The following is a 21,397-nucleotide window of genomic DNA, read 5'->3' as shown; positions in this document are numbered from 1 at the left end:
TAGACGGTGATGGAGTAGTTACAAAATGAAGGCTTTTGCTATGGCGCAAAAAGCCTTCATTTTTATTGATTTGCTAAGATTGCCAGTAAATATGGTAAAGGTTATTGCCTTGACCTCTTGCAAACACATCAATACGATTCTCATCCCAAGAAACGGCTGCTGGGTGAGAGGTTAAGTTGCCTCCAAGGTCTTGCCACTCTTCCCAGCGTGAACCATTCCACGTTTTCTTATATAAACGATTGTTTGAGCCTCTGACGAAGACATCTATTTGGTTCGGACGACGAGAAGAAGCGGCTGGTGCACCAACTAATGTGCCGCCAAGGCTTTCCCAGTCGCTCCATCTGTTACCATCCCACCATTTATGAATTAAGTCTTGATTTTGTCCTCTTGCAAACACATCGATGCGATTTGGCCCCCAAGATATGGACGCAGGATGAGATGTTAAATTGCCACCTAAGTCTTCCCAGTCTTGCCAGCGCGTTCCGTTCCAAGTGCGTTTGTAAAGGCGGTTGTTTGTGCCTCGAACAAAGACATCTAACTGATTCGAACGACGCGATGAGACAGTAGGTGCACTTGTTAAAGTCCCACCAAGGTTTTCCCAGTCGCTCCACCTATTACCGTCCCACCACTTATGGTATAAGCTTTGGTCAGTCCCCCTTACGAACACATCGATGCGATTTGGCCCCCATGAAACAGCAGCAGGTGGTGATGTCAATACCCCACCGAGACTCTCCCAGTCACTCCATCGTCTGCCGTCCCACCATTTATGAATCAAATCTTGATTTTGACCTCTTGCAAACACATCTAGACGATTAGCTTGCCAAGATGAGACAGCGGGAGCAGACGTCAATCGACCACCAAGGTTTTCCCAGCTCGACCATTGATTATCGTCATCATCGTCATCACCGTCATCACTAATTATATCTAGAGTAATCTCAATCACTGTCCTTAATACGCGATCCACTAAGTTTTGTGGTACATTATGAGCTAAGAAAAATTGATTTAACCAAGGTACTTGCCTTTGAAATTGTATATAAATTTGTCTTGCTGATTGGCCTGTTTCCGCTTGGTTAACGGTATAGCTCACAACTAGATAAAATATATAATCAATAAATCGTCTTGAAATACCAGCACGTGTTAGCTGTGCGTATAAGTTGTTATGTTCAGATCTAAGTCGATCCATCACTTCTTGCACAACTGGCTGTTGCCTAATGCTCATCTCGTGCGTCGTTACATTTCTAACATCATGATTAAAAAACATACGAATTCCTCCACTTTTTAATTAGTGTATGCACCTAATTGATTTTGGGAATTTGTCAGTAGCAGGATTGGCGTTTGCCCATAAGATATAGGAGTAAGTCTGAAGGGGTGGATATGATGTATAACAATAGACAGGGGTCTCAAGTTGTTGCTTTTGCGCAAGGTGATGCGACAGGTGATGGACTAATGGATCAGATTTATTTGATGGGTATGATGACATCTGATAGTCCATTTGTTCAAGACATCACGCTTGTTGTTCAAGATGGTTTGAGTGGAAGATTAACAATAACTCAGCTAGATGAAAATGCGGGATATGACCCAACATTATTTTTAGGAGATTTTACTGGAGACGGTGTTAGCGATGTGTTGGTTCGAATAGCAACTGGCGGGAGTGGGGGGACGATTTATGCCTATTTATACTCTTTTTTAAATAATGAAGAGAACCTGCTTTTTAATGGTAATGCTTATAATAATGAGTACCAGTATAGAGTCAATTATCTAGATGACTATAAAGTTCAAGTGTTAAGTGAGCAAAACCAAATGCAGTACATCATCGATATTTCTAGCAGCCGCGATCAGGAATACTTAAACGAGATTTATGATTCTAATGGCAATCTAATTAATCCTATTGAGGGCTGGGTCAATCCATTAAGTGGGCTGTATCCAGTTGATTATGATTCAAATGGGGTTTATGAATTGTTAGCGTATCAACGTATTGCAGGAAGGTATAATGCAGACTCGCTAGGTAATGTTCTGAACACGTTAGCATGGGATCAAGATTATATGAATCTTGACCGTCAAAGTGTCGCCATATTCGGGTCCTCTATATAAAAAATACGCCCACTTTTTATTGTGGGCGCTATTATTATTCCTCTTTTAGCTCAGTTACATCAACTTCAAATTCAACACCATCACGTTTTAAATAATGAATGATCGCTTTTTGACGTTCATCATCCACATCGTCAATATACACATATTCTTCGTTATAGACAACATCTTTCATATTGGGATCTTCTTTAATTTCTTTAGCACGCATTAAGTTCATGAGTATCCCTCCTAAGTAAGGTTGTACTAATACCATAACCGTTCAGAAGAATACTCAAACAATAATTTAATGATTAAGCATTAGGCTTTTTGCTTTTTACAAAAGCTCTTTCCTCTCCGTACCCAATGACACTAACTTCTGTATGAGGATATTTATCAAGTAATCTTTCTAGTTCATGATCCTTGGCGATCATATTTTCCACAACCGGGAACTGCTCAAGTAATGCATTAAGAGTATCAGGCGATGTAGCCGTTTCTTCTGAAGGGAACGTATGGCTAGGAATGACATACTTAACATCTAATAAATTTTCTACTGCATAGGCTGCTTCTGTTGGCCCCATGGTGAAATGGCCTGATGAGGACAGTATGGCGATCTCAGGCTGATAAACATCTTGAATAAGTTTCATATCAGACATTAGGGCAGTGTCGCCAGAGTGGTAAAGCGTGTAATCATCTTTAAATTCAAATACATACCCAGCTGATTCTCCTGCATACATTGGGGTTGACTGTGTTTCCTTATACGATGATGTATGTACGGCTTGGACCATAGTGGCTTTTACATCATCAAATGATACGGAACCACCTAGGTTAATTGGAATTACATTTTCAAACCCTTGCTGTAGTAAAATTAAGGCTAATTCATATTGAGCGACAATCGTAACCTCTGAATGATGTTCAACAAATTTAGATAAACCACTAGTATGATCGAAATGCCCATGAGTTAAAAAAATTGCATCAATTTGCTGGTAGAATTCCTCTGAGTCCATTAGAGTTGGGAAGCCGGGATTCATATCAACAAAAGGGTCAATAAGATAATTTTTACCTCCTTCACTTGTTAATTGATACATGGCATGGCCTAGTCTTAGTACTTTCATCTAATTCCTCCTAATTGATTGTTATTAAAGTTTATTCCGCTCTTGTCTATGTATGAGAAATAAAAAAAGTGCTTGAAGAGGATCAAGCACTTGATGAAAGCTAAAGGCTATAAAAAATTATGGTGTTATGGTTTAATCTACATATTTGTAATCTGAAAAAACTCCCCAGTTCTCGCTGGTGTTAAACTGAGGATAACTAGAGTTAAAATGAATTTTGACTGGCACTTCATCAAGGGAAGGGTTAGTTTGGAACAAAGGGTTTTCCCCATATCGAATAGCTGTTAATGCTAAAGGAAGCTCTCTTCGAAAAATTTGATCACGAATAGCTGCCGTTGCCTCATCGAATAAACCACCAATAAATACGTGAGCATGATAAACAAGCTCATCTCCAACTTTCACAAATTCACCCATTACTTCATCTCTCATATCATTAATAAGATCGTAAGCAAACTGAGGCCCAACTGTTAAAAACAAGTCACCAGTTACATCTGAATGGGTTAGTGTATGGCGACGGCCAACAATTGGGCTAGTTTTAGAAATTTGTTCTCTATATTCTACAAATAGTTGGTTTGGGTTAAATTGACTCATACCGACACGCCCCATAACTTTTTGTTTATTGTATGTTAAAAGATATTCGGCGTGTCACACTTTATGATCAACTGGATTAGGTGGTTGTTCAAACCACCCTTCTTTAATAGCTAATAATAAGCCTGCTGAATAGTACTTTCTCATTTTAGTTGAAATCTTTGTTAATTTAACAACAATATCTGAACGTAGGGTTGAATTTAATGCCTGGGATACCATTTGAAAACAAAACATTCCAAGACATGTATTGACGAAGAACAACATGAGGCGATCTGAAAACGGCGACATTTCAACTGGTGATATTTTAAAATCACCTGAAGCTGAGAGTGGAATATTCTCTTTCTCTAACACTTCAGATAGAGATTCAAGTACATTTTCAATTCCGTTTCTACCTTGAGAGAAATGTTCTTTCAGTTCAACTTTATGAGCTAACTTATGAAACGTCACGAAGACCATTTTTGAGAACTGAGCTCGATGTGAAATGCGAGTAAGGTTCGCAATTTCTGGAGCGTTTACAGGTCTTGCCCCTGTAAATAGACCACTTAAATACTTTTTACTTCTAACAAAGTCCACTTCGTTTTCCATTTCTAGCTGAGCTGGTTTTAAGTAAACCCCTTTTTCAAGCATGACGTTTATGACATCGTTTTGAAGACTAAGAAATGCTTCTATTCTCTTTTGGAAAAACTCTCGAATATCTGGCCTAGAGCAGTCTGAAAGAGCGCTAGGGTAAGTACTCATCGACAGCATGGTGATATCATGACAAAAGTATAAGATAAACGTATCTGAGAAGACCTTATGTGCATCAGCTGTTACATCTTGTTCAGTAAATGCATGGGGGGTTGATAAATTTTCATGATCAAAAATCGTATCCAACTCTTTTAAGGTAGACTTAGCATGTTCGATGATTCTACTTGCAATCTTCCTTGTTTGGTCATCTTCACAGGACGCATAGAAGTATTCAAACAATCTTTGTTCCATAGAGTTTTTTAAGTAAGAAGACCATAGATTGGATACTTCATTAGCTGTTAAGTCCGAAAAATGATGACTGCTAACTTGTTCGCCCATCGTTCACACTCCTTTAGGATTATTTTTCCTATGTATGAAACTTTTATAACCAATAGTTTTAAAAAGATTTGGAGTGTATTAAAATGATACAAAAGACGGGAGGGGCTTAGATGATTGATTTAAGAAGTGATACAGTCACAAAGCCAACAGAAGCTATGCGAAAAGCAGCTTACCAGGCTGAAGTTGGTGACGATGTTTATGGAGAAGATCCAACCATTAATCGTTTAGAAGAACTAGCTGCTGAAAAATTAGGGAAAGAAGCGGCATTATTTGTGACAAGTGGAACACAAGGGAATCAAATTGCTGTATTAACACATTGTAAACCTGCGGATGAAGTGATTATGGAGGCTAATGCCCATATTTTTGTTTATGAAGGAGCAGCTATGTCAGCATTAGCAGGCATTCAGCCCAAAACGATTGACGGAGACCGTGGAGCAATGGACCCTAAGCAAGTTGCGTCAGCGATTCGACCAGAGGATATTCATTTTCCTGAAACAGGATTAATTAGCCTTGAAAACACGCATAACAAAGCTGGTGGAACAGTTGTTCCACTTGAGAATATGAAAGCTATTAAAAAGGTAGCAAATCAGTACAAAATACCCGTTCATCTAGACGGTGCTCGAATTTTTAATGCAGCCGTTGCAATGAATGAGCCTGTACATAAAATTGCTGAACAAGTAGACACAGTTCAGTTCTGTTTATCTAAAGGATTAGGAGCACCTGTTGGCTCTATTTTAGCTGGTCCTAAAGAGTTTATTGAACGTGCTAGAAAGTGGAGAAAGCGATTAGGAGGAGGACTGCGCCAAGCAGGAATGATCGCAGCTCCAGGAATTATTGCTTTAAATGAAATGCCAAATCGTTTGCAAGAAGACCACAATCATGCCAAACGACTAGCAGAAGGATTAGGGAATATAGATGGAATTGAAATTGAAAGTGAAGTCGAAACAAATATGGTTCTAGTTAGTGTAGAAAATCTTGGCTTAACGAGCGAGCAGTTTATTGAGAAGCTAGAGAAAGCAGGTATTAAGTCAGGTTCTTATGGTACTCACTCTGTTCGCTTGGTGACGAATTATGATGTTTCTAAAGAAGATATAGAAACAGTTATTTCAAAAGTAAATCAGTTATTCAAATAAAAAATTGACCTGAGCTTAGGTCAATTTTTTATAAGGTTTAATCGCCTTTTCCCTTTTTCTATTCCGCGCTTCCATTTCATCTTAAGCTCATGATAGGTGGATGAAGGTTTATCGTTTAATGGTAAAGAGACAGGATCTTTAAGACCATTTACTATTAACGTAATTTTAAATCGTTCACCTGGTTCATTAATAAAGTATGACCCAATTTTAAATAGATCGGCTTTTGAGAATAGGTCATGAAGCCTTAAATTAATTTGACGAAATGATTCCATATTAACATCTTGCGTATAGCCAATATTAATCATTAGCTGTTCCCCATCAGTAAAATCTTTTGGTAAATAAGGTTTCTCAATTAAGTATTTTAAAGGTGTATCGAATGATTCACCTTCAACCGTGTGGGAAAATAGAGGTCCTTTAAAGTTTGATATGAAGTTCTCAAGGTCATGGTAATCAATATTCATCTCACCGGTCTCATCAATGAGTTTATTAATGGCCCTAATACTGTCATCTTCTATAGACTTAAACGTATTTTGGGCATCACGTATGGTTGTGTCTTGGTCAATTAATTCCATTAAATCATCACTTTGAAAATAGATAACAGCATCGCATGATTCTTTCATTAGAAAATATTGTTTCGTAGCGGTTTGCCAGCGCTTTTTACCTTCAAATCGAAAAGGGAACCGAAAAACACCGATTAATAAATTTTTTCTTTCTTTTAGATCACGAAGTTGTTCTACTAAACTATCCGTTTCACTAGAGTTACCTCCGATAAAATGATAGAAGTATAAACGTTCGTGATCACGTTTGTCCATAGTGTTTACAGGATAAATATTTACAGTTTTCTCCATAAACTCTACTCCTATCCTCGTTGTTTTGACTATTATATCGACTCCGTCGTGAGAATTCTGTCAAATATAGGATAAAGTTTATTACTAGTTTTGTTGAATCGTGTCTAATTAGGAAGTCTAAGGTCTGACGTTGTATGATAGGTATAAAAGGTTATGGATAAGGGAGGAAATAGCGTGGTCAAAAATAAAGTTATCTTAATTACCGGTGCAGCTAGCGGGATTGGTCTCAGAGTAGGAGAAGAGTTTGCAAAGAAGGGAAATAAGGTCGTTTTTACGGATGTAAACAAGGAGAAGCTACAAGATGTAGAGGAATGGCTTAAGTCTAAACAGTTTGAAGGAATGACGGTCTATTGTGATGTCACTAATGAAGACGAACTCGTAAGGGCGATTGATACAACAACTAATCAGTATGGGCGCTTAGATGTGCTTATCAATAATGCTGGGATACAACATGTGTCACCGATTGAAGACTTTCCAACTGAACAGTTTGAGCGCATGACGAAGATTATGCTTGTTGCACCATTTGTCGCGATCAAGCATGCTTTCCCTATCATGAAAAAACAAGAACATGGGCGTATTATAAACATGGCATCCATTAATGGGCTAGTTGGGTTTGCTGGAAAATCAGCTTATAACAGTGCAAAACATGGCGTGATTGGATTAACAAAAGTAGCAGCTTTAGAAGGGGCGGATCACGGTGTCACGGTTAACGCTATTTGCCCAGGGTATGTCGATACACCACTTGTTAGAAATCAACTTGAGGATTTAGCCAGAACACGAAATGTGTCATTAGAATCTGTAATAGAAGAAGTGATTTATCCATTAGTACCGCAAAAGCGATTACTCGACGTTCAAGAAATTGCCGATTACATGATGTTTTTAGCAAGCGATCAAGCGAAGGGTATTACAGGGCAAGCGACAGTGATTGATGGAGGATATACAGCTCAATAATTCAAGTTCTAAAAACTTTATTAAATCAAAAGTAGCCGAACCTTGTTAAGTTTACTTAACCAAAGTCGGCTACTTTTTCGGTTTAATGTCAGTGTATTAATAGGTCGTAAATAAGGTAATCTTTTGAATGTAGTATAATGCACGTTTCGCAGTCGTATAAGTTCCAGCATATTCTTCATAGCTTACAGTGTACTGCGCATCTTTATTTTCCCAAATGCGTTTGAAGTAATCTTCAACGTTATGCACGAGTTCGCTGTCATTAGGTGCTGTTATAGATAAATCGCTTTCTAAATTATAATCATCAATATTACGAGAGGTAAGGTTGGCTGATCCGCCTACAATGAAGCTTTCATTAGCCTTTTTTACAAATAATATTTTGGTATGATACTGTTCTTTATTAACGTTGTACCATTTTAAATTGATTTTATCATCGTGGTTTAATAACTCCTGAGCGATTGGTAGGTTAGGTAGTCCTGTTTTCTCATGACCAAACGCGTTTTGGTTAGGATCTAAGATTAAATTTAGTGTAACACCACGATTTGAAGCAGCTTTAATAGCATCAACGATATCACGGTCTGCTAAGTAATACATACCAAGCCATACTTGATCGTTCTCTTTAGCTGATTCAATTGCTTCAAGTGCAGCTACTTCAATTTTTTGTTCTGTTATAACCTTTGCCTTAATATCCCCTGTTGATTTAGTGGGTTTAATTTGTTCAATTTGTTCTTTCGATGGGAAGGTAGAGAGGTCTCCTCCTGAATAGTCAGCTACAGCTTTTTCTGACTCTATTAAGTCTTTAAGAAGGTTTCCCTTTACTTTAAACCCAATATTAGAGTGAAAACCACTTGCATCATGGGCATTAGCAGATAGGACTAAACCTTGGTCTTCAGACACAAAAACTTTCCTGTGATTAGCTTTAATATTAAATAACTTAAAATAAGACCTAGCCGTAACTTCTGGTAGCTCTTTTCCGAAAGGGTTCATAATCCAGCCATTCCCTTTTTGGCCAAACCATTGTATACCCATACGGTAGAAAGATGAATATAGTGGATTCGGGTCACGCAGACGATCTAGCTTTGTGTAAACGACTTCCACTCCAGCTTCTTCGAGTGGTTTAATGTGTTCTGCCTGGTGTGAATTATAAGTTTTATTAATGAGATCCGTTATAAACACAACTTTAAGGTTAGGATGCTCGTTCTTTTGCTGTATGATTTTTTCGCTTATTTTTTGACTAATCTTAGGAAAATCTCTTTTGCTAGATGCAGATTCATTCATCATAAACATGTCAACAACCAAGAAGTCCTCTGCATTTTCAATCATATTATAAACCTCATCAAATATTTCTTGGTCATAATGTTCTTGTCCATTTTTTTGATAGGTTAAATCGTAGAGAAATTCAATATCTTCATCGTGTAATGAGCGAACTTGTCCTTCATAGGAAATCCCCTCTGGAAGTGGCTTAAACTGTTGATAGATAAGGGTTGCAATGTATATTGTGATGAAAATTCCTGCAATGATCCATGTTCTTTTTTTCTTGTACCATTTTCTCTTCGCCATCTCGAAACTCCTCTTAAATATTCATTTTTTCATTAATACTACATATACCCTAATAAGTAATTTAGTAAGCAAGTTGACGTTATATAGGTATTTTGTCATAATTTATTTAATATTTTGAAAAATAGCAGGTGAAGTCTATGACATGGCAACTATTAAAACAGTTAATGATTTTCATGTTTATTATTGTTTCATTTGTGCTTTTACTGTTATTACCAAGAGAGTTAGAAGTAACTCCAGTAGGTCCACTTCAATTTCATGCAGACTTTCCGTTTACTTTAGAACTGTATAATGAGACGATTCAGGACTTTATCAATCATGTTAAAGAAGTAAAGGGGTTTGGTGAAACCTCTTCTGGTAGTCCTTTGTTAAGTGAAGTAGAACGCTTTTTTGTAAGAAGTATGAAAGTAATTTTGCCTGCTTTTATCTTAAGTATGATGGTTGGTACGTTCATTGGGATCTTCCAAATATATCTAAGAACACGAATAAGCGGTAACGTTATGTCATTTTTCTCATGGCTCTTTGCCTCCATTCCTGATTTTTTCTTATTTATTGCGATTCAATATCTATTAATTATCTCAATGAGAGATGGCCTCCCAAAATTCAGTTTATATGGAAATGAAGAATGGTACAGTTTTGTCATTCCATTAGTATCTGTGATGATTTACCCCATCATACATATGGCTAGATTTACGGTAGTTTCAATGGAAAATGAAGTGGGTCGAGATTACGTGAGGACCGTTTTTTCAAAAGGGTTAACTAAGTTTGATGCGATGAGGCATATGGTTAGGAATTGCTTTTCACCAATCTTGAATCAGGGCCAAATGGTCATGTTGTATATTTTATCGAGTGTGCCAATTATTGAAAAAATCTCAAGTTATAATGGGGCGGGGTATCAGCTCTTAAGTGCCATATTAGGTAATGAAGACGTTAGAGCTTTAGCTTTTATGATGCCATTTTTGTTCTTGATGTTTTTAGTAGTGTTAATCACTCATCTTTTGCGTTATTGGTTTGTTCCTAAGAAAGAGGTGGGGGGCAAATGACTATGGTAAATTGGTTTAAACAACATGCTGTACTTATTTTTGGACTAGTGTTATTAATGATTTTACTTTTAATAACATTTGTTGGCCCTCAGCTTCCTTGGATTGATCAGGAGCTAGAAGAAACTCAATACGTATGGTCTGATGATGGAATTCCTATTCCACCCCCTTATGAACCAAACGGTCAGTACTGGTTAGGGTCAGATCACGATGGTCGTGATTTACTTAGTTTAATTGTAATGGGTGCAAAAGAAACGTTAATGGTCGTCGTGTTAATTACGTTAGTGAGATATATTGTTGCAATTCCTTTGGCGTTTTTAGCGCATAAAAAGTGGTTAGGAATTCATGTGTTCTTAAAGTGGATCAATGGGTTTCTCTCTTATGTTCCGACTATTATCATGGTTTTGTTACTTGCTATGCTCCCGCCATTTTTATTTACGGAGAATCGCGTCATGATTATGATTTTGATAGTAGCTATGGTCGAGGTAGGTAGAGCTGCTGAATCTATCAAAATTGATTTAGATGAAGCGGCATCTAAGGAGCATATCTTAAGTGCTATTTCTGTTGGTTCTAGTGCACTAAGGGTTTTCAGATATTACTTATTGCCTTTTATTTATGGTAAATTAATTGTTTATATGGTTTCGGACCTAGGGAAAGTGATGTTCTTAGTGGGTCAACTAGCGTTTGTCGGCGTTTTTATCTCACAAGAAATCATTCAAGTAGAAATTGGTCAATTTCAAATTAGAAACACTTCTGTATCATGGCCAATGCTATTAGCAGATGCTTATCGTGATATAAGATTGGCTATTTGGATTCCATTTTGGACTGCTTTTGCTATGACGTTTACCATCTTTACATTTAATGTTTTAGCTCAAGGTGTGCAGAATATCTTTAATAAGAAAAACTCTCATATCTGATCAATGCGGTTTTAGTGTCTTATATGCATTCGAATGTTAGTATAGTTGCATAATGAAAGTCATAGAAGAGGTTTAAGAATGGATATCGTATTATTTATTATAATAATTGTAGTCGCATCAATCCTTCAAACTAGCACTGGTTTTGGTTTTTCCATAATGGCTACACCGTTTTTACTTTTATTATTTGAACCGGCAGAGGCAATTCAAATAAACTTGATTTTATCTTTATTAATCTCAATATCTTTAATATATAAAATAAAAAAAGATATAAATTTTGGAATTATGAAACGCTTAATCGCGGGAAGTTTTGTAGGATTACCTATCGGAATATGGGTGTTTTTGTGGCTGGACCTTCAAAATCTAAAGTTACTGGTGAGTTTAGTTATATTAGTGTTAACCACGTTATTGATTTTAAAGTACAGAATCAGACGTTCAAAAAATAGAGATCTAGTGGTTGGATGGTTTTCAGGGTCGTTAACAGCTAGTATTGGAATGCCTGGACCGCCATTATTACTCTATTTTTCTGGTACGGATACAAAAAAAGATCGATTAAGAGGTACGACGTTAGCGTATTTTCTTTTTATATATTTGGTCAGTCTATTAGTCCAAATAATATTTGCGGGTACAAGCCCTAGAGTGTGGGAAGCTAGTATAATCGCAGTACCTCTTGTGTTAGTGGGCTTAGTTTTAGGTCAAAAATTATTTGTTAAGTTAAATCAAGATTTGTTTAGAACCGTTACGTATATATTATTAATTTTTACAGGGCTTTACTTATTATTTGATAGCCTATTTTAGAAAGAAATGGTGAGAAGATGAAGTTAAATATGAGCGCTGAAACATTAATTGATCTAGTTAGTGAGCTATTTTCAGATGAGACCTCTATAGCGTTATCAGACACTGAAAAGTATGTGTATTACAGGCCGAGTAAACGAGTGAACCTTAAGATTAAACCTGGAGATTGTGTTGTTGAAGGGACCATTGCTTATAAAGCACTAAATACAAAACAGAAAGTCTCTGAGTATATTGACCGAGATGTATTTGGTGTGCCTTACTATGGTATGGCTGTCCCATATGAAGTTAATGGTGAAGTTGCCGGGTGCGTGACAGCTATTTTTCCAACTCTAACTAATGCCATGTCAGTCGTTACGATTAAGAAAGAAGACAGCTGGGTACCCACACCATTTTCTGAAATTATCTATATAGAAGCTAAAAATCGAAACACTTATGTAGTTGGTGAACAAACCACTGGAACTCATAAGTATACGCTAAATGAGTTCGATTTCTTCTTACCGAGGGATCGTTTCATCCGTTGCCATCGCTCTTATATTATTAATATTAATCACATTAAAGAGATTCACCCTGATACTCATTCCACATTTGTGTTGAAAATGACAGATGGCTCAGACGTGCCAGTTAGTCAAACACATTCTAGCTATTTCAGGAGGTTATTAGGTTTCTAATTCATTCTATTTCATACGAGAATTTTCTGTTTCATCGTAAATAAAAGTCATTATATCCAAATAGCCGTCGTGCCGCCTTTTTGTACGATAAAATGTCAATATAGTCAGAAAAAAAGAAAGGCGGAGTACAATGGAACAAGGATATTCACGTATTAAACATAAAGACTTAAAAGATCGTGTTGTTTCAGCAGAAGTTGCTGCGTCTTGGATTCAAGATGGAATGACATTAGGATTAAGTGGGTTTACACGTGCCGGTGATGTGAAAGCCCTTCCATACGCACTTGTTGAACGAGCAAAAGGTGAACCTACGTTTAAGGTAGATGTTTTTACAGGAGCATCGTTAGGCTCTGATGTGGATAAAATTTTTGCAGAAGCTGGTATTTTACGTAAGCGCTTACCGTTTCAGGCGGATCCAACCATGAGAAAGAAAATGAACGAAGGGGAATTTCACTTTGTTGATCAACACCTATCTCATACGTCTGAAATGCTTAGAGCAAATACGATGGAGCAAATCGATGTTGCGGTTATAGAGTCAGTAGGGATTACTGAAGATGGTCAAATCATCCCGACAACATCTGTAGGAAACTCACTTATTTTTGCGGAAAATGCGAAAGAAATTATTGTAGAGATTAATTTAGCTCAAACAGAGCAGTTAAAAGGGGTTCATGATTTGTATTCACCTGAAAAACAGGGTGACAGACAACCTATTCCTTTAACAAAACCAGAAGATTCTATAGGCACAGAAGGTATTCTTGTCAATTTAGATAAAATTAAAGGAATTATATTTACTAATCAGTCGGACTCACCATCTAATATCGTACCACCTGATGAAGAAACAAAAGTGATGGCAAATCATTTAATTGATTTTCTAAAAAGTGAAGTAGAACAAGGGCGATTAACGAAAAGTCTAGCCCCTTTACAATCAGGTATTGGTTCTGTTGCAAACGCAGTATTTCACGGTTTACTAGAGTCTGATTTTGAAAACTTAAAAGTCTACTCTGAAGTATTACAGGATGCTGTATTTGATTTAATTGATGCAGGTAAAGTTGATTTTGCATCTTGTTGTTCCATTACGTTATCTGAACCTAAGATGAACGAAGTCTTTGGAAACTTTGAACGATATAAGAACCAATTAATCTTGCGTCCGCAAGAAATCTCAAACCATCCAGAAATTATCAGACGTTTGGGGTTAATCTCCATTAACACAGCACTGGAAATGGACCTCTATGGAAATGTGAATTCCACGCATGTTCGTGGAACGCATATGATGAATGGTATTGGCGGGTCAGGAGATTTTGCTCGTAACGCCCGTTTAGCTATATTTGTAACGAAGTCAATTGCGAAGGATGGGGATATCTCTAGCATTGTCCCATTTGTATCTCACGTTGACCACACCGAACATGATGTAGATGTACTTGTCACTGAACAAGGATACGCAGATTTACGTGGACTTGCGCCAAGACAACGTGTAGAGCTAATTATTAATAATTGTGCCCATCCGATGTATCGTGAGCAGTTGATGGATTACTACCAATCAGCTCTTGAAAAGGGTGGTCATACTCCACATGACCTAGAAAAAGCATTCTCTTGGCACAGCCAATATGAAAATGAAGGAACCATGAGACAATTAGTAAAAGTGTAAACATGACAAAAAACACCTTCATAGCCACTCCGCACATGGCTACCTGAAGGTGTTTTTTATTTCTTCTTTTTCTTGCTTAAACGGTCTCGATCAACAAACGTTGGTGGCTCTTCCATCCAGCCATTTTTAATCATAATGTTGATTCCGTCCTCGGCATATTTTAATACTTCAATAATCATAGAAAAATAAGTCGTTCCTAAGTCTCTTCGTTGTGACAATGCAAGTGCAGCCCCATAATAACCAGCAGCTGTTGATAATAGGTTTAAGATGTGAAACAGCATGAGTTTGTCAGAGAAAGCTGGAATCGTTGTATTTGTTACCTGATCATCTAGTTTAACAGCAGATGGAAGGTCACTTTCAGTAAGCAACTTGCTAAATTCATTGTACTGCTTATCACATATTTTTTTGCCTCGTTCAAAATAATTCCTAAGTTCCTTACTTGACGTCATTTGTTTTGATGCTATTTCCATACAAATTTTGACGACATCTTTTTTCATATTAAAGTAAATCCCCGAAACTTCTACTGCATTTAACGGTCTTTTTGGGCCAAACCATCCACCACTTAAGTAGTTTTGTTTTTGAATCATCGTCACTTCCTCTGGTGGATTAAGATCAGGCGGTCGATTTATCATGCCTTTTTCTCTCATCGTTTTCGTGATTCTTCTATACAGTTCCATTGCTTCTTGATTACAAGATATGAAGTACTGAACTTGGTCATCTCTAATAGATGTATTTAAAGAACCTGCATAACCGGAGAGACCGTGTACTGTCATAATGTACATATAATGTATAACTAACTTATCACTGAAAATGGGAGGAGCATCTAAATTTACATCTTCTTCAGTAAAACCTAATGGAATTGGAAAATTCTCTTCATTAAGGAACCGTGTAATCTGACTAATATGACCAGTGGCTAATTCTAGAGCGTATTCAAGTATGTCACGAATTTCTTGGTCCTTGACATGCTGTAAGTAATGTTTGATTACACAAATCGACATACTATCGTTCATATATTGACTCCATAAATTCGCTATTTCACTTGAAGTTAGGTGTGCATCATGACTATAACGTTCCACGATTAGATTTCCTCCTTATATCATAAATAGTTTGATTAATATTTTAAATTTTATTCTTAATCAAACTTAGACCGACATACCTTTTACAGAAAGGAGGAATGCTTATGAACCAACATGGTGGCATCATTAAAGTGGTAGACTGGTCAGCTTTAAACTGGCTAAGTGTACTGTTTAATACGATGGAAGAATTTGTGAGGGCATCAACAGGTGGAGCAATTATTTCAAACCTAGCGACAAAATTTAACTGGAAGGATCCTTACACTCTGGACATTCAATTACACCCCGATGTTTATTTTCAAGATGGGACGAAGTATGATTCAGATATTGCGAAGTTGAATTTTATTGAGGAGAAGAGGTGGTTTGCTCCGCATCCACCAGGTACATGGCTAAATTTTCCGGATGGTTCTGAAGTTGAGATCATAAATGAGCACAATATTATTTTTCATTTTACACGACCTGAGGGCTTGGCATTAGGTAAGTTTAGAGCTTTACATCAAGCGAATTTACTGTTTTGGAAATACTTAGGGTTCGGTTATCGTAAATTAGGTTCAGGAGAAGGTCATTGGTGAGTACTTGATGCACCAGGCCCGTGGGGTACTGGACCATTTAAACTAAATGACGGCTACTCATCAATCTATAATGAGGTGGCCTGGATTGGGGATTATATGGACCAATTAACCTGGTTAACGACTAAAGAAGATCGAACACCGATCGTTTCTTTATTATCTAATTCTCATTATTGGAATAAAGACCGTAAACCATTACTAAAAGAGGTTTTGTTTCGTAATGATCTAACACAAGACCAAGCCTTACATCTATGCATGCATACGGAAGGAGAGGTTGATTTAGTTACTGAGGTTTCACCAAATAAAGCTAGTGACATCCAGCGCTCTAAGTATGCTAAGCTCGTTAAGGATAAAGGGCGTAAATTGATTACGGGTATTTTTAACCGATATCATTCAATTCACCATGATCATCATTTTCGTTTGGCTATTAATTATGCCATTAATCGAGAAAAGTTAATTAAAGAAGGATTAAATGGTTACGGCAGAAAGATTCCTGCTCTAACGCCTCCATGGGCTGTAGACTTCCCTGAAGGACTCATGCCATATGAACAAAATCCTTCGTTAGCATTAAAGCATTTAAGACAATCGAATTGGGAGGAGTCAAATACTTATAAAATTGCAGTATTTGAAGATTTGCATGATATTGGTAATCTTGTAGCAAGACAATTGCACATAATATTAGGAATAAACGTAAAATTAGAGGTTATAGCAAATGAGGAACGATTAAAATGGCGACATATATTAGCAGAAAAGAAACTAGACCCTTATTTTGATTTATTTATTGTTGACCTTAACACATTGTTTTTAGAAGGAACGCCTGCTTTTTACCACAGAGAAGTTTTCGGAGCAGATGGGGCGTATCGTATTGGACCTGAGATTCCAGAGTTTAATAATTTGTACAATTTGTTTGAAAGAGAAACGAATTCTCAAAAGTTTATTGAGTACGCGAAAGCTATTGATCGTTATATCTACAATGAAGCTTTAGGGTTATTTTTAGTTAGTCCTGACCAGTTATATGCAGTGAATCATCATGTTAATTTTGTACCTTATAGAACCTCATTGGAATTTGCAGAAACAAGTGTTGGTATAAATCATTGGTCGTTGAGGTATAAGTAAAAAGTCACAACTCAATAACTATTGCAGGTATAAAGACTTAAATTTAGTGATCTAGTCGTTAATAAAAGGCTTAAAGGGCAATTCACCTATTCAGAAGAAGGGTGGTTTGCTCTTTTTTTGAGATTTTTTGTCGAAGGTAACTTCACATAAATGTAATTTTATTACAAAAATAATTAAATCCTTAATATTTTAAAGAAAACCTAATAATAAACAAGGATTTTTAAGGACCCTTACACTAAGCCTTATTTTTCCATGGTTAATTCAAATCAATCATGATTTATCAACATTTAACTGAATTGAGAAAAAACCGAGCCCCCCTTATTATAAATAAATGTAAGTTTAAAAAACGTTCGTGAAAGGAGAACTTACCTATCAGTAATCAAAATGGAGCAGCAACATTAAAACCTTTAGATACTGTTACATTAGAAGAACCAACTCCAGAAGACGGAGCTGGAATGTGGAACTTAGTAAGTAACTCAACGTTAGATCAGAATTCGGTTTATAAATACATTATGATGTGTGAATATTTTTCTGAAACATGTGTTGTAGCGAAAGAAGATGACAAAGTCGTTGGGTTCGTAACAGCGTTTATACCTCCAGAAAAACAAGACGTCTTATTCATCTGGCAAGTGGGGGTTGATGCATCGCAGCGAGGCAAAGGCATTGCATCACGTATGCTTCAAGAAATTTTCAACCGTGACGTTTGTAAAGACGTTAATTTTTTAGAAGCTACTGTGACACCTTCAAATAAAGCTTCCGAGTCGTTATTTAAAGGCTTTGCCAAGAAAAACAATACGAAATGTGATGTATCCGAGCTATTTTCTCAAGATCTATTTCCATCTGATGAGCATGAAGAAGAACTTCGCTTCAGAATTGGACCAGTTGAAAAATAATCGTGCTTAAGATGATGGTAGGATATAAATATTAAGGAGGAAAAGAATGTCTAAGACAAATATGGATATCTTTGAAACATTAGAATCAGAGGTACGCAGTTATTGCCGTGATTTCCCAACGGTATTTGCTAAAGCAAAAGGGCACAAGTTATTTGATGAAAACGGGAGAGAGTATATCGATTTTTTCTCTGGTGCTGGAGCCCTAAACTATGGACATAATGATTCAAAAATGAAAGAAAAATTAATTGAGTATATTATGGACGATGGCATTACTCACTCATTAGATAAAGCAACGACTGCAAAGGCAGAGTTTATCGAGAAATTTAATGAAGTGATTTTAAAACCTCGTGACCTTAATTATAAAATGATGTTTCCTGGTCCTACAGGAACAAACGCAGTGGAAAGTGCTTTAAAGCTTGCACGTAAAGTAACGGGACGTACGGACATTATAAGCTTTACAAGAGGCTTCCATGGAATGACAATTGGTTCATTATCTGTTACAGGAAATGCTTCTAAACGTAAAGGGGCTGGTGTTCCGTTAAACCACACGGTTACAATGCCATATGATCAGTTTGTTGATGAGACTGATTCGATTAAATATTTAGAACAATATTTAGAAGACGATGGTAGTGGTGTTGACTTACCAGCTGCTATGATCGTTGAAACCGTTCAAGGTGAAGGTGGTATTAATGCCGCTCGCTTTGATTGGCTTAAGAAAGTAGAAGAGATTTGTAAGAAACATGACATTCTTCTAATTGTCGATGATATACAGGCTGGTATTGGCCGTACAGGAACATTCTTTAGCTTTGAAAAAGCTGGTATTAAGCCGGATATCGTTTGCTTATCCAAATCTTTAAGTGGTTATGGTGTACCTTTTGCCATTGCATTATTCCGCCCAGAGCTTGATGTGTGGAACCCTGGTGAACATAACGGTACATTCCGTGGTAATAACCACGCGTTTGTAACGGCTACTGCCGCTTTAGATTATTGGAAAGACTCAAGCTTTGAAGAGTCGATTCAAGAAAAATCTAAGATTACATTAGATTACTTAAATAAGATTGTTGAAGAAAATCCTGAACTTAACGGAAAAGTTAAAGGTCGCGGATTAATGGTCGGTATCGAATGTGAAAATGGAGAGATTGCAGGACGCGTGACGTCTGAAGCGTTCAATCGCGGTCTTGTAATGGAAACAGCAGGTATGGATGGAGAAGTCTTTAAGTTATTCCCAGCTGTTAACATTGATGAAGACGCATTAAGAAAAGGATTAGAGATTATTGAAGAGAGTGTAAAAGCCGCCGTAAAAGAACCAGTAACCAACTAAGACAAAGGGGAGAAACTTAATGAAGGTCGTAAAACTAGAAGATATTATCGGAACTGAAAAAGATGTTCATGCTGAAAACGGAAACTGGGTTAGTCGCAGATTAATCCTTAAAAAAGATAACATGGGATACTCAGTTCATGATACAGTTATTAAAGCTGGGACAGAAACTCATATCTGGTACCAAAACCATTTAGAAGCCGTTTATTGCATTGAGGGTGACGGTGAAGTAGAAACACTAAAAGATGGTAAGATTCATAAAATCACACCTGGTACATTATATGCTTTAGACGAGCATGACGAACATTTACTTCGCGGTGGAAGCGAAGACATGCGTGTGGTATGCGTGTTTAACCCACCGATCTCTGGCAAGGAAGTTCACGATGAAAATGGTGTTTATCCAGTAGATGATGAATAAAACGAATGGCTCTGCGTTTAGCAGAGCTATTTTTTTATTTAATTTGGTATAATTGCCTACTCAATTGAAAAACTATGGATTAGAACGGGGGTATTGAATATGCCAGATAAAGCAAAACTATCTTCTTCTGAAATAGGCGTCTTATGGATGACATTCCAACAGAAAACCATGATTCTACGTATGTTAGAATATTTCATTGAACATGCAGATGATGAACAATCAAAAAAGATCATGGTTGATTGTTATGAACAGGTTTCACCATATGAACAGAAAATTAAAGATTTATTTACTCAAGAAGGTGCGGCTGTTCCAGTTGGTTTTACAGAAGATGATGTTCACCCTGGTGCGCCAAAGCTATATGATAATGGGTTTGACATCATGTTTTTAAGACTTATTAAAGAAATCAGCATGGGAATGCATACTCTAAACCTAAATATGACTTATCGGCAAGACGTCATGCAAATGTATAAGGAATTAACTGCCATTACTCAAGTGACTTATGAAAAGTGTACAACATACCTAATTCAAAAAGGTCTGCTAACGCGCTCACCATACACACAAATCCCTAAATCCGTTGAGTTTGTTCAAGATGTCAGTTATTTAAGTGGATTTAATCCATTTAAAGAAAAACGTCCATTAAACACAGTGGAGGCTGCTCACTTATATCATACAGCAGAATCAAATGTAGCTGGAATGACAATGATTTTAGGGTTTTCACAAGTGGCGAATACAAAAGATACAAAACGGTATTTTGAAGAAGGAGTAGGTATTTCCAAACAGATTATCAAAACAGTTTCAAATATTTTACTCGAAAGCAATATACATGTCCCGCAAACAGCTGGAGGAAATGTCACTAGCTCTGCCTCATCACCATTCTCAGATAAGATCATGATGTATTGTGTCTCATTATTTTGTAGTTTTGCCATTGGTGGTAGTTCGCTCGGTACAGCCTTTAGTCAGCGGAATGATTTGGTGAAAGATATAACTAAAACCATGCAGGATATATTTGCTTATGCTCATAAAGGAGCAAAAATTATGATCAACCATGGCTGGATGGAAGAACCCCCTCAGACAATGAAAACTGATCAAAAGAATTGATAAGGTGTTTCCTGTATAGGAGCACCTTTATTTTTAGGACTTTTCTCACATAAACATCTTTTTCTTAGCATACGGTTGAATAAACGACCTAACTGGGAGAGGATGATTTTGATGAGTGAAGAAGAAGTGAAAGACATTAAAGAGACACCTGAAGTAGATCAAGATGCGGAAGACAACAAAGGGATGGGGATTGTTGCTTATTTTATCTTTTTTATTCCACTATTAGCTGCGAAAGATTCTAAGTTCGCAATGTATCATGCTAATCAGGGTCTATTGCTTTTATTAACAGCTATTATTATAAATACGGTAGGTACAGTGGTCCCAATTATCGGTTGGTTATTCGTGCTGCCTCTTGGCAACCTGTTTGTTTTTGTTTTGTGGATTTTAGGGATTTTAAATGCTGCCAAGGGTGAAAAGAAGCGCTTACCACTCATAGGGAAATTTGATATTTTAACATGATTAAGGGCTCGCCAATTTTAGTTGGCGAGTTTTTTTATGTAGAAAATTTATTTAAATACTAGACAAATTTTAAATTTTA

At 36.9% G+C, this 21,397-nt stretch carries 23 protein-coding genes; 15 read left to right on the top strand and 8 right to left on the bottom strand.

Annotation, left to right across the window (positions count from 1 at the left end):
- Positions 1–73: 73 nt before the first annotated feature.
- Positions 74–1,261, bottom strand: a complete 1,188-nt coding sequence (locus ACFSW4_RS08310; RefSeq protein ID WP_377328635.1) for a sialidase — start codon at positions 1,259–1,261, stop codon at positions 74–76.
- A gap of 116 nt (positions 1,262–1,377) precedes the next feature.
- Here ACFSW4_RS08310 and ACFSW4_RS08305 point away from each other — a divergent pair, with 116 nt between their 5' ends.
- A complete protein-coding gene (locus ACFSW4_RS08305) occupies positions 1,378–2,091 on the top strand; it encodes a hypothetical protein (protein WP_054752833.1) in 714 nt (237 codons plus the stop codon).
- 34 nt (positions 2,092–2,125) lie between these two features.
- Here the strand turns inward: ACFSW4_RS08305 and ACFSW4_RS08300 are convergent, their stop codons facing one another.
- The 4 genes from ACFSW4_RS08300 to ACFSW4_RS08285 all read right to left on the bottom strand — a co-directional run bounded on the left by ACFSW4_RS08300 (position 2,126) and on the right by ACFSW4_RS08285 (position 4,829).
- Positions 2,126–2,305, bottom strand: a complete 180-nt coding sequence (locus ACFSW4_RS08300; RefSeq protein WP_377328633.1) for an H-type small acid-soluble spore protein — start codon at positions 2,303–2,305, stop codon at positions 2,126–2,128.
- Between the two features lie 73 nt (positions 2,306–2,378).
- Complete coding sequence (locus ACFSW4_RS08295; protein WP_377328631.1) at positions 2,379–3,179, bottom strand: metal-dependent hydrolase; 801 nt, start codon at positions 3,177–3,179, stop codon at positions 2,379–2,381.
- Positions 3,180–3,311: 132 nt separating this feature from the next.
- The gene (locus ACFSW4_RS08290; RefSeq protein ID WP_377328629.1) at positions 3,312–3,767 is read right to left on the bottom strand and encodes a staygreen family protein; all 456 of its coding nucleotides are present in this window, start codon (positions 3,765–3,767) and stop codon (positions 3,312–3,314) included.
- A 54-nt stretch (positions 3,768–3,821) separates the two neighbouring features.
- The gene (locus ACFSW4_RS08285; protein WP_377328627.1) at positions 3,822–4,829 is read right to left on the bottom strand and encodes a DUF3231 family protein; all 1,008 of its coding nucleotides are present in this window, start codon (positions 4,827–4,829) and stop codon (positions 3,822–3,824) included.
- 110 nt (positions 4,830–4,939) lie between these two features.
- Between ACFSW4_RS08285 and ltaE the strand changes: the two genes are divergently transcribed.
- Positions 4,940–5,962 (top strand): low-specificity L-threonine aldolase, encoded by a 1,023-nt coding sequence (gene ltaE, locus ACFSW4_RS08280; RefSeq protein WP_377328625.1) that lies wholly within the window; start codon positions 4,940–4,942, stop codon positions 5,960–5,962.
- 20 nt (positions 5,963–5,982) lie between these two features.
- Here the strand turns inward: ltaE and ACFSW4_RS08275 are convergent, their stop codons facing one another.
- A complete protein-coding gene (locus tag ACFSW4_RS08275; RefSeq protein ID WP_377328623.1) occupies positions 5,983–6,810 on the bottom strand; it encodes a cell division protein FtsZ in 828 nt (275 codons plus the stop codon).
- 174 nt (positions 6,811–6,984) lie between these two features.
- Between ACFSW4_RS08275 and ACFSW4_RS08270 the strand changes: the two genes are divergently transcribed.
- Complete coding sequence (locus ACFSW4_RS08270; protein ID WP_054752828.1) at positions 6,985–7,761, top strand: 3-hydroxybutyrate dehydrogenase; 777 nt, start codon at positions 6,985–6,987, stop codon at positions 7,759–7,761.
- A gap of 96 nt (positions 7,762–7,857) precedes the next feature.
- On the opposite strand, the gene ACFSW4_RS08265 is transcribed toward ACFSW4_RS08270, so the two are convergent.
- Entirely contained in the window at positions 7,858–9,318 is a 1,461-nt protein-coding gene (locus ACFSW4_RS08265) for a phospholipase D family protein (protein ID WP_377328621.1), read from the bottom strand.
- 137 nt (positions 9,319–9,455) lie between these two features.
- Between ACFSW4_RS08265 and ACFSW4_RS08260 the strand changes: the two genes are divergently transcribed.
- The 5 genes from ACFSW4_RS08260 to ACFSW4_RS08240 all read left to right on the top strand — a co-directional run bounded on the left by ACFSW4_RS08260 (position 9,456) and on the right by ACFSW4_RS08240 (position 14,374).
- Complete coding sequence (locus ACFSW4_RS08260) at positions 9,456–10,358, top strand: ABC transporter permease subunit (protein WP_054752821.1); 903 nt, start codon at positions 9,456–9,458, stop codon at positions 10,356–10,358.
- Complete coding sequence (locus ACFSW4_RS08255; protein WP_377328619.1) at positions 10,355–11,272, top strand: peptide ABC transporter permease; 918 nt, start codon at positions 10,355–10,357, stop codon at positions 11,270–11,272. Before ACFSW4_RS08260 ends, ACFSW4_RS08255 begins: the two co-directional genes overlap by 4 nt.
- A gap of 78 nt (positions 11,273–11,350) precedes the next feature.
- Entirely contained in the window at positions 11,351–12,067 is a 717-nt protein-coding gene (locus tag ACFSW4_RS08250) for a sulfite exporter TauE/SafE family protein (protein ID WP_377328617.1), read from the top strand.
- Between the two features lie 29 nt (positions 12,068–12,096).
- Entirely contained in the window at positions 12,097–12,732 is a 636-nt protein-coding gene (locus tag ACFSW4_RS08245; protein WP_054752887.1) for a LytTR family DNA-binding domain-containing protein, read from the top strand.
- Positions 12,733–12,862: 130 nt separating this feature from the next.
- Positions 12,863–14,374: an acetyl-CoA hydrolase/transferase family protein gene (locus tag ACFSW4_RS08240; RefSeq protein WP_377328615.1), complete on the top strand. Its 1,512-nt coding sequence runs from the start codon at positions 12,863–12,865 to the stop codon at positions 14,372–14,374.
- A gap of 56 nt (positions 14,375–14,430) precedes the next feature.
- Here the strand turns inward: ACFSW4_RS08240 and ACFSW4_RS08235 are convergent, their stop codons facing one another.
- Positions 14,431–15,450: a DUF3231 family protein gene (locus ACFSW4_RS08235; RefSeq protein WP_377328613.1), complete on the bottom strand. Its 1,020-nt coding sequence runs from the start codon at positions 15,448–15,450 to the stop codon at positions 14,431–14,433.
- A 104-nt stretch (positions 15,451–15,554) separates the two neighbouring features.
- On the opposite strand from ACFSW4_RS08235, the gene ACFSW4_RS08230 reads away from it, so the two are divergent.
- The 7 genes from ACFSW4_RS08230 to ACFSW4_RS08200 all read left to right on the top strand — a co-directional run bounded on the left by ACFSW4_RS08230 (position 15,555) and on the right by ACFSW4_RS08200 (position 21,318).
- Positions 15,555–16,019: an ABC transporter substrate-binding protein gene (locus tag ACFSW4_RS08230; RefSeq protein ID WP_279401467.1), complete on the top strand. Its 465-nt coding sequence runs from the start codon at positions 15,555–15,557 to the stop codon at positions 16,017–16,019.
- A 96-nt stretch (positions 16,020–16,115) separates the two neighbouring features.
- Entirely contained in the window at positions 16,116–17,132 is a 1,017-nt protein-coding gene (locus ACFSW4_RS08225; RefSeq protein ID WP_377328611.1) for an ABC transporter substrate-binding protein, read from the top strand.
- A 371-nt stretch (positions 17,133–17,503) separates the two neighbouring features.
- On the top strand, positions 17,504–18,025 hold the full coding sequence (ectA, locus tag ACFSW4_RS08220) for a diaminobutyrate acetyltransferase (RefSeq protein ID WP_054752809.1): 522 nt from the start codon (positions 17,504–17,506) through the stop codon (positions 18,023–18,025).
- A 46-nt stretch (positions 18,026–18,071) separates the two neighbouring features.
- Positions 18,072–19,346, top strand: coding sequence for a diaminobutyrate--2-oxoglutarate transaminase (ectB, locus tag ACFSW4_RS08215; protein ID WP_377328609.1), 1,275 nt, complete (start codon positions 18,072–18,074; stop codon positions 19,344–19,346).
- A gap of 19 nt (positions 19,347–19,365) precedes the next feature.
- Complete coding sequence (locus ACFSW4_RS08210; protein WP_377328607.1) at positions 19,366–19,761, top strand: ectoine synthase; 396 nt, start codon at positions 19,366–19,368, stop codon at positions 19,759–19,761.
- A 99-nt stretch (positions 19,762–19,860) separates the two neighbouring features.
- On the top strand, positions 19,861–20,859 hold the full coding sequence (locus tag ACFSW4_RS08205) for a DUF3231 family protein (RefSeq protein WP_377328605.1): 999 nt from the start codon (positions 19,861–19,863) through the stop codon (positions 20,857–20,859).
- A gap of 111 nt (positions 20,860–20,970) precedes the next feature.
- Positions 20,971–21,318 carry a DUF4870 domain-containing protein gene (locus tag ACFSW4_RS08200; RefSeq protein WP_377328603.1) on the top strand — a complete coding sequence of 116 codons (348 nt, stop codon included), beginning with the start codon at positions 20,971–20,973 and terminating at the stop codon, positions 21,316–21,318.
- The last annotated feature ends 79 nt before the right edge of the window (positions 21,319–21,397 follow it).

The organism is Piscibacillus salipiscarius (assembly GCF_042685285.1).
Taxonomy (GTDB): domain Bacteria; phylum Bacillota; class Bacilli; order Bacillales; family Alkalibacillaceae; genus Piscibacillus; species Piscibacillus salipiscarius.
Note: the sequence above shows the minus strand (reverse complement) of the source record. Positions and strands in the feature narration are given on the sequence as shown.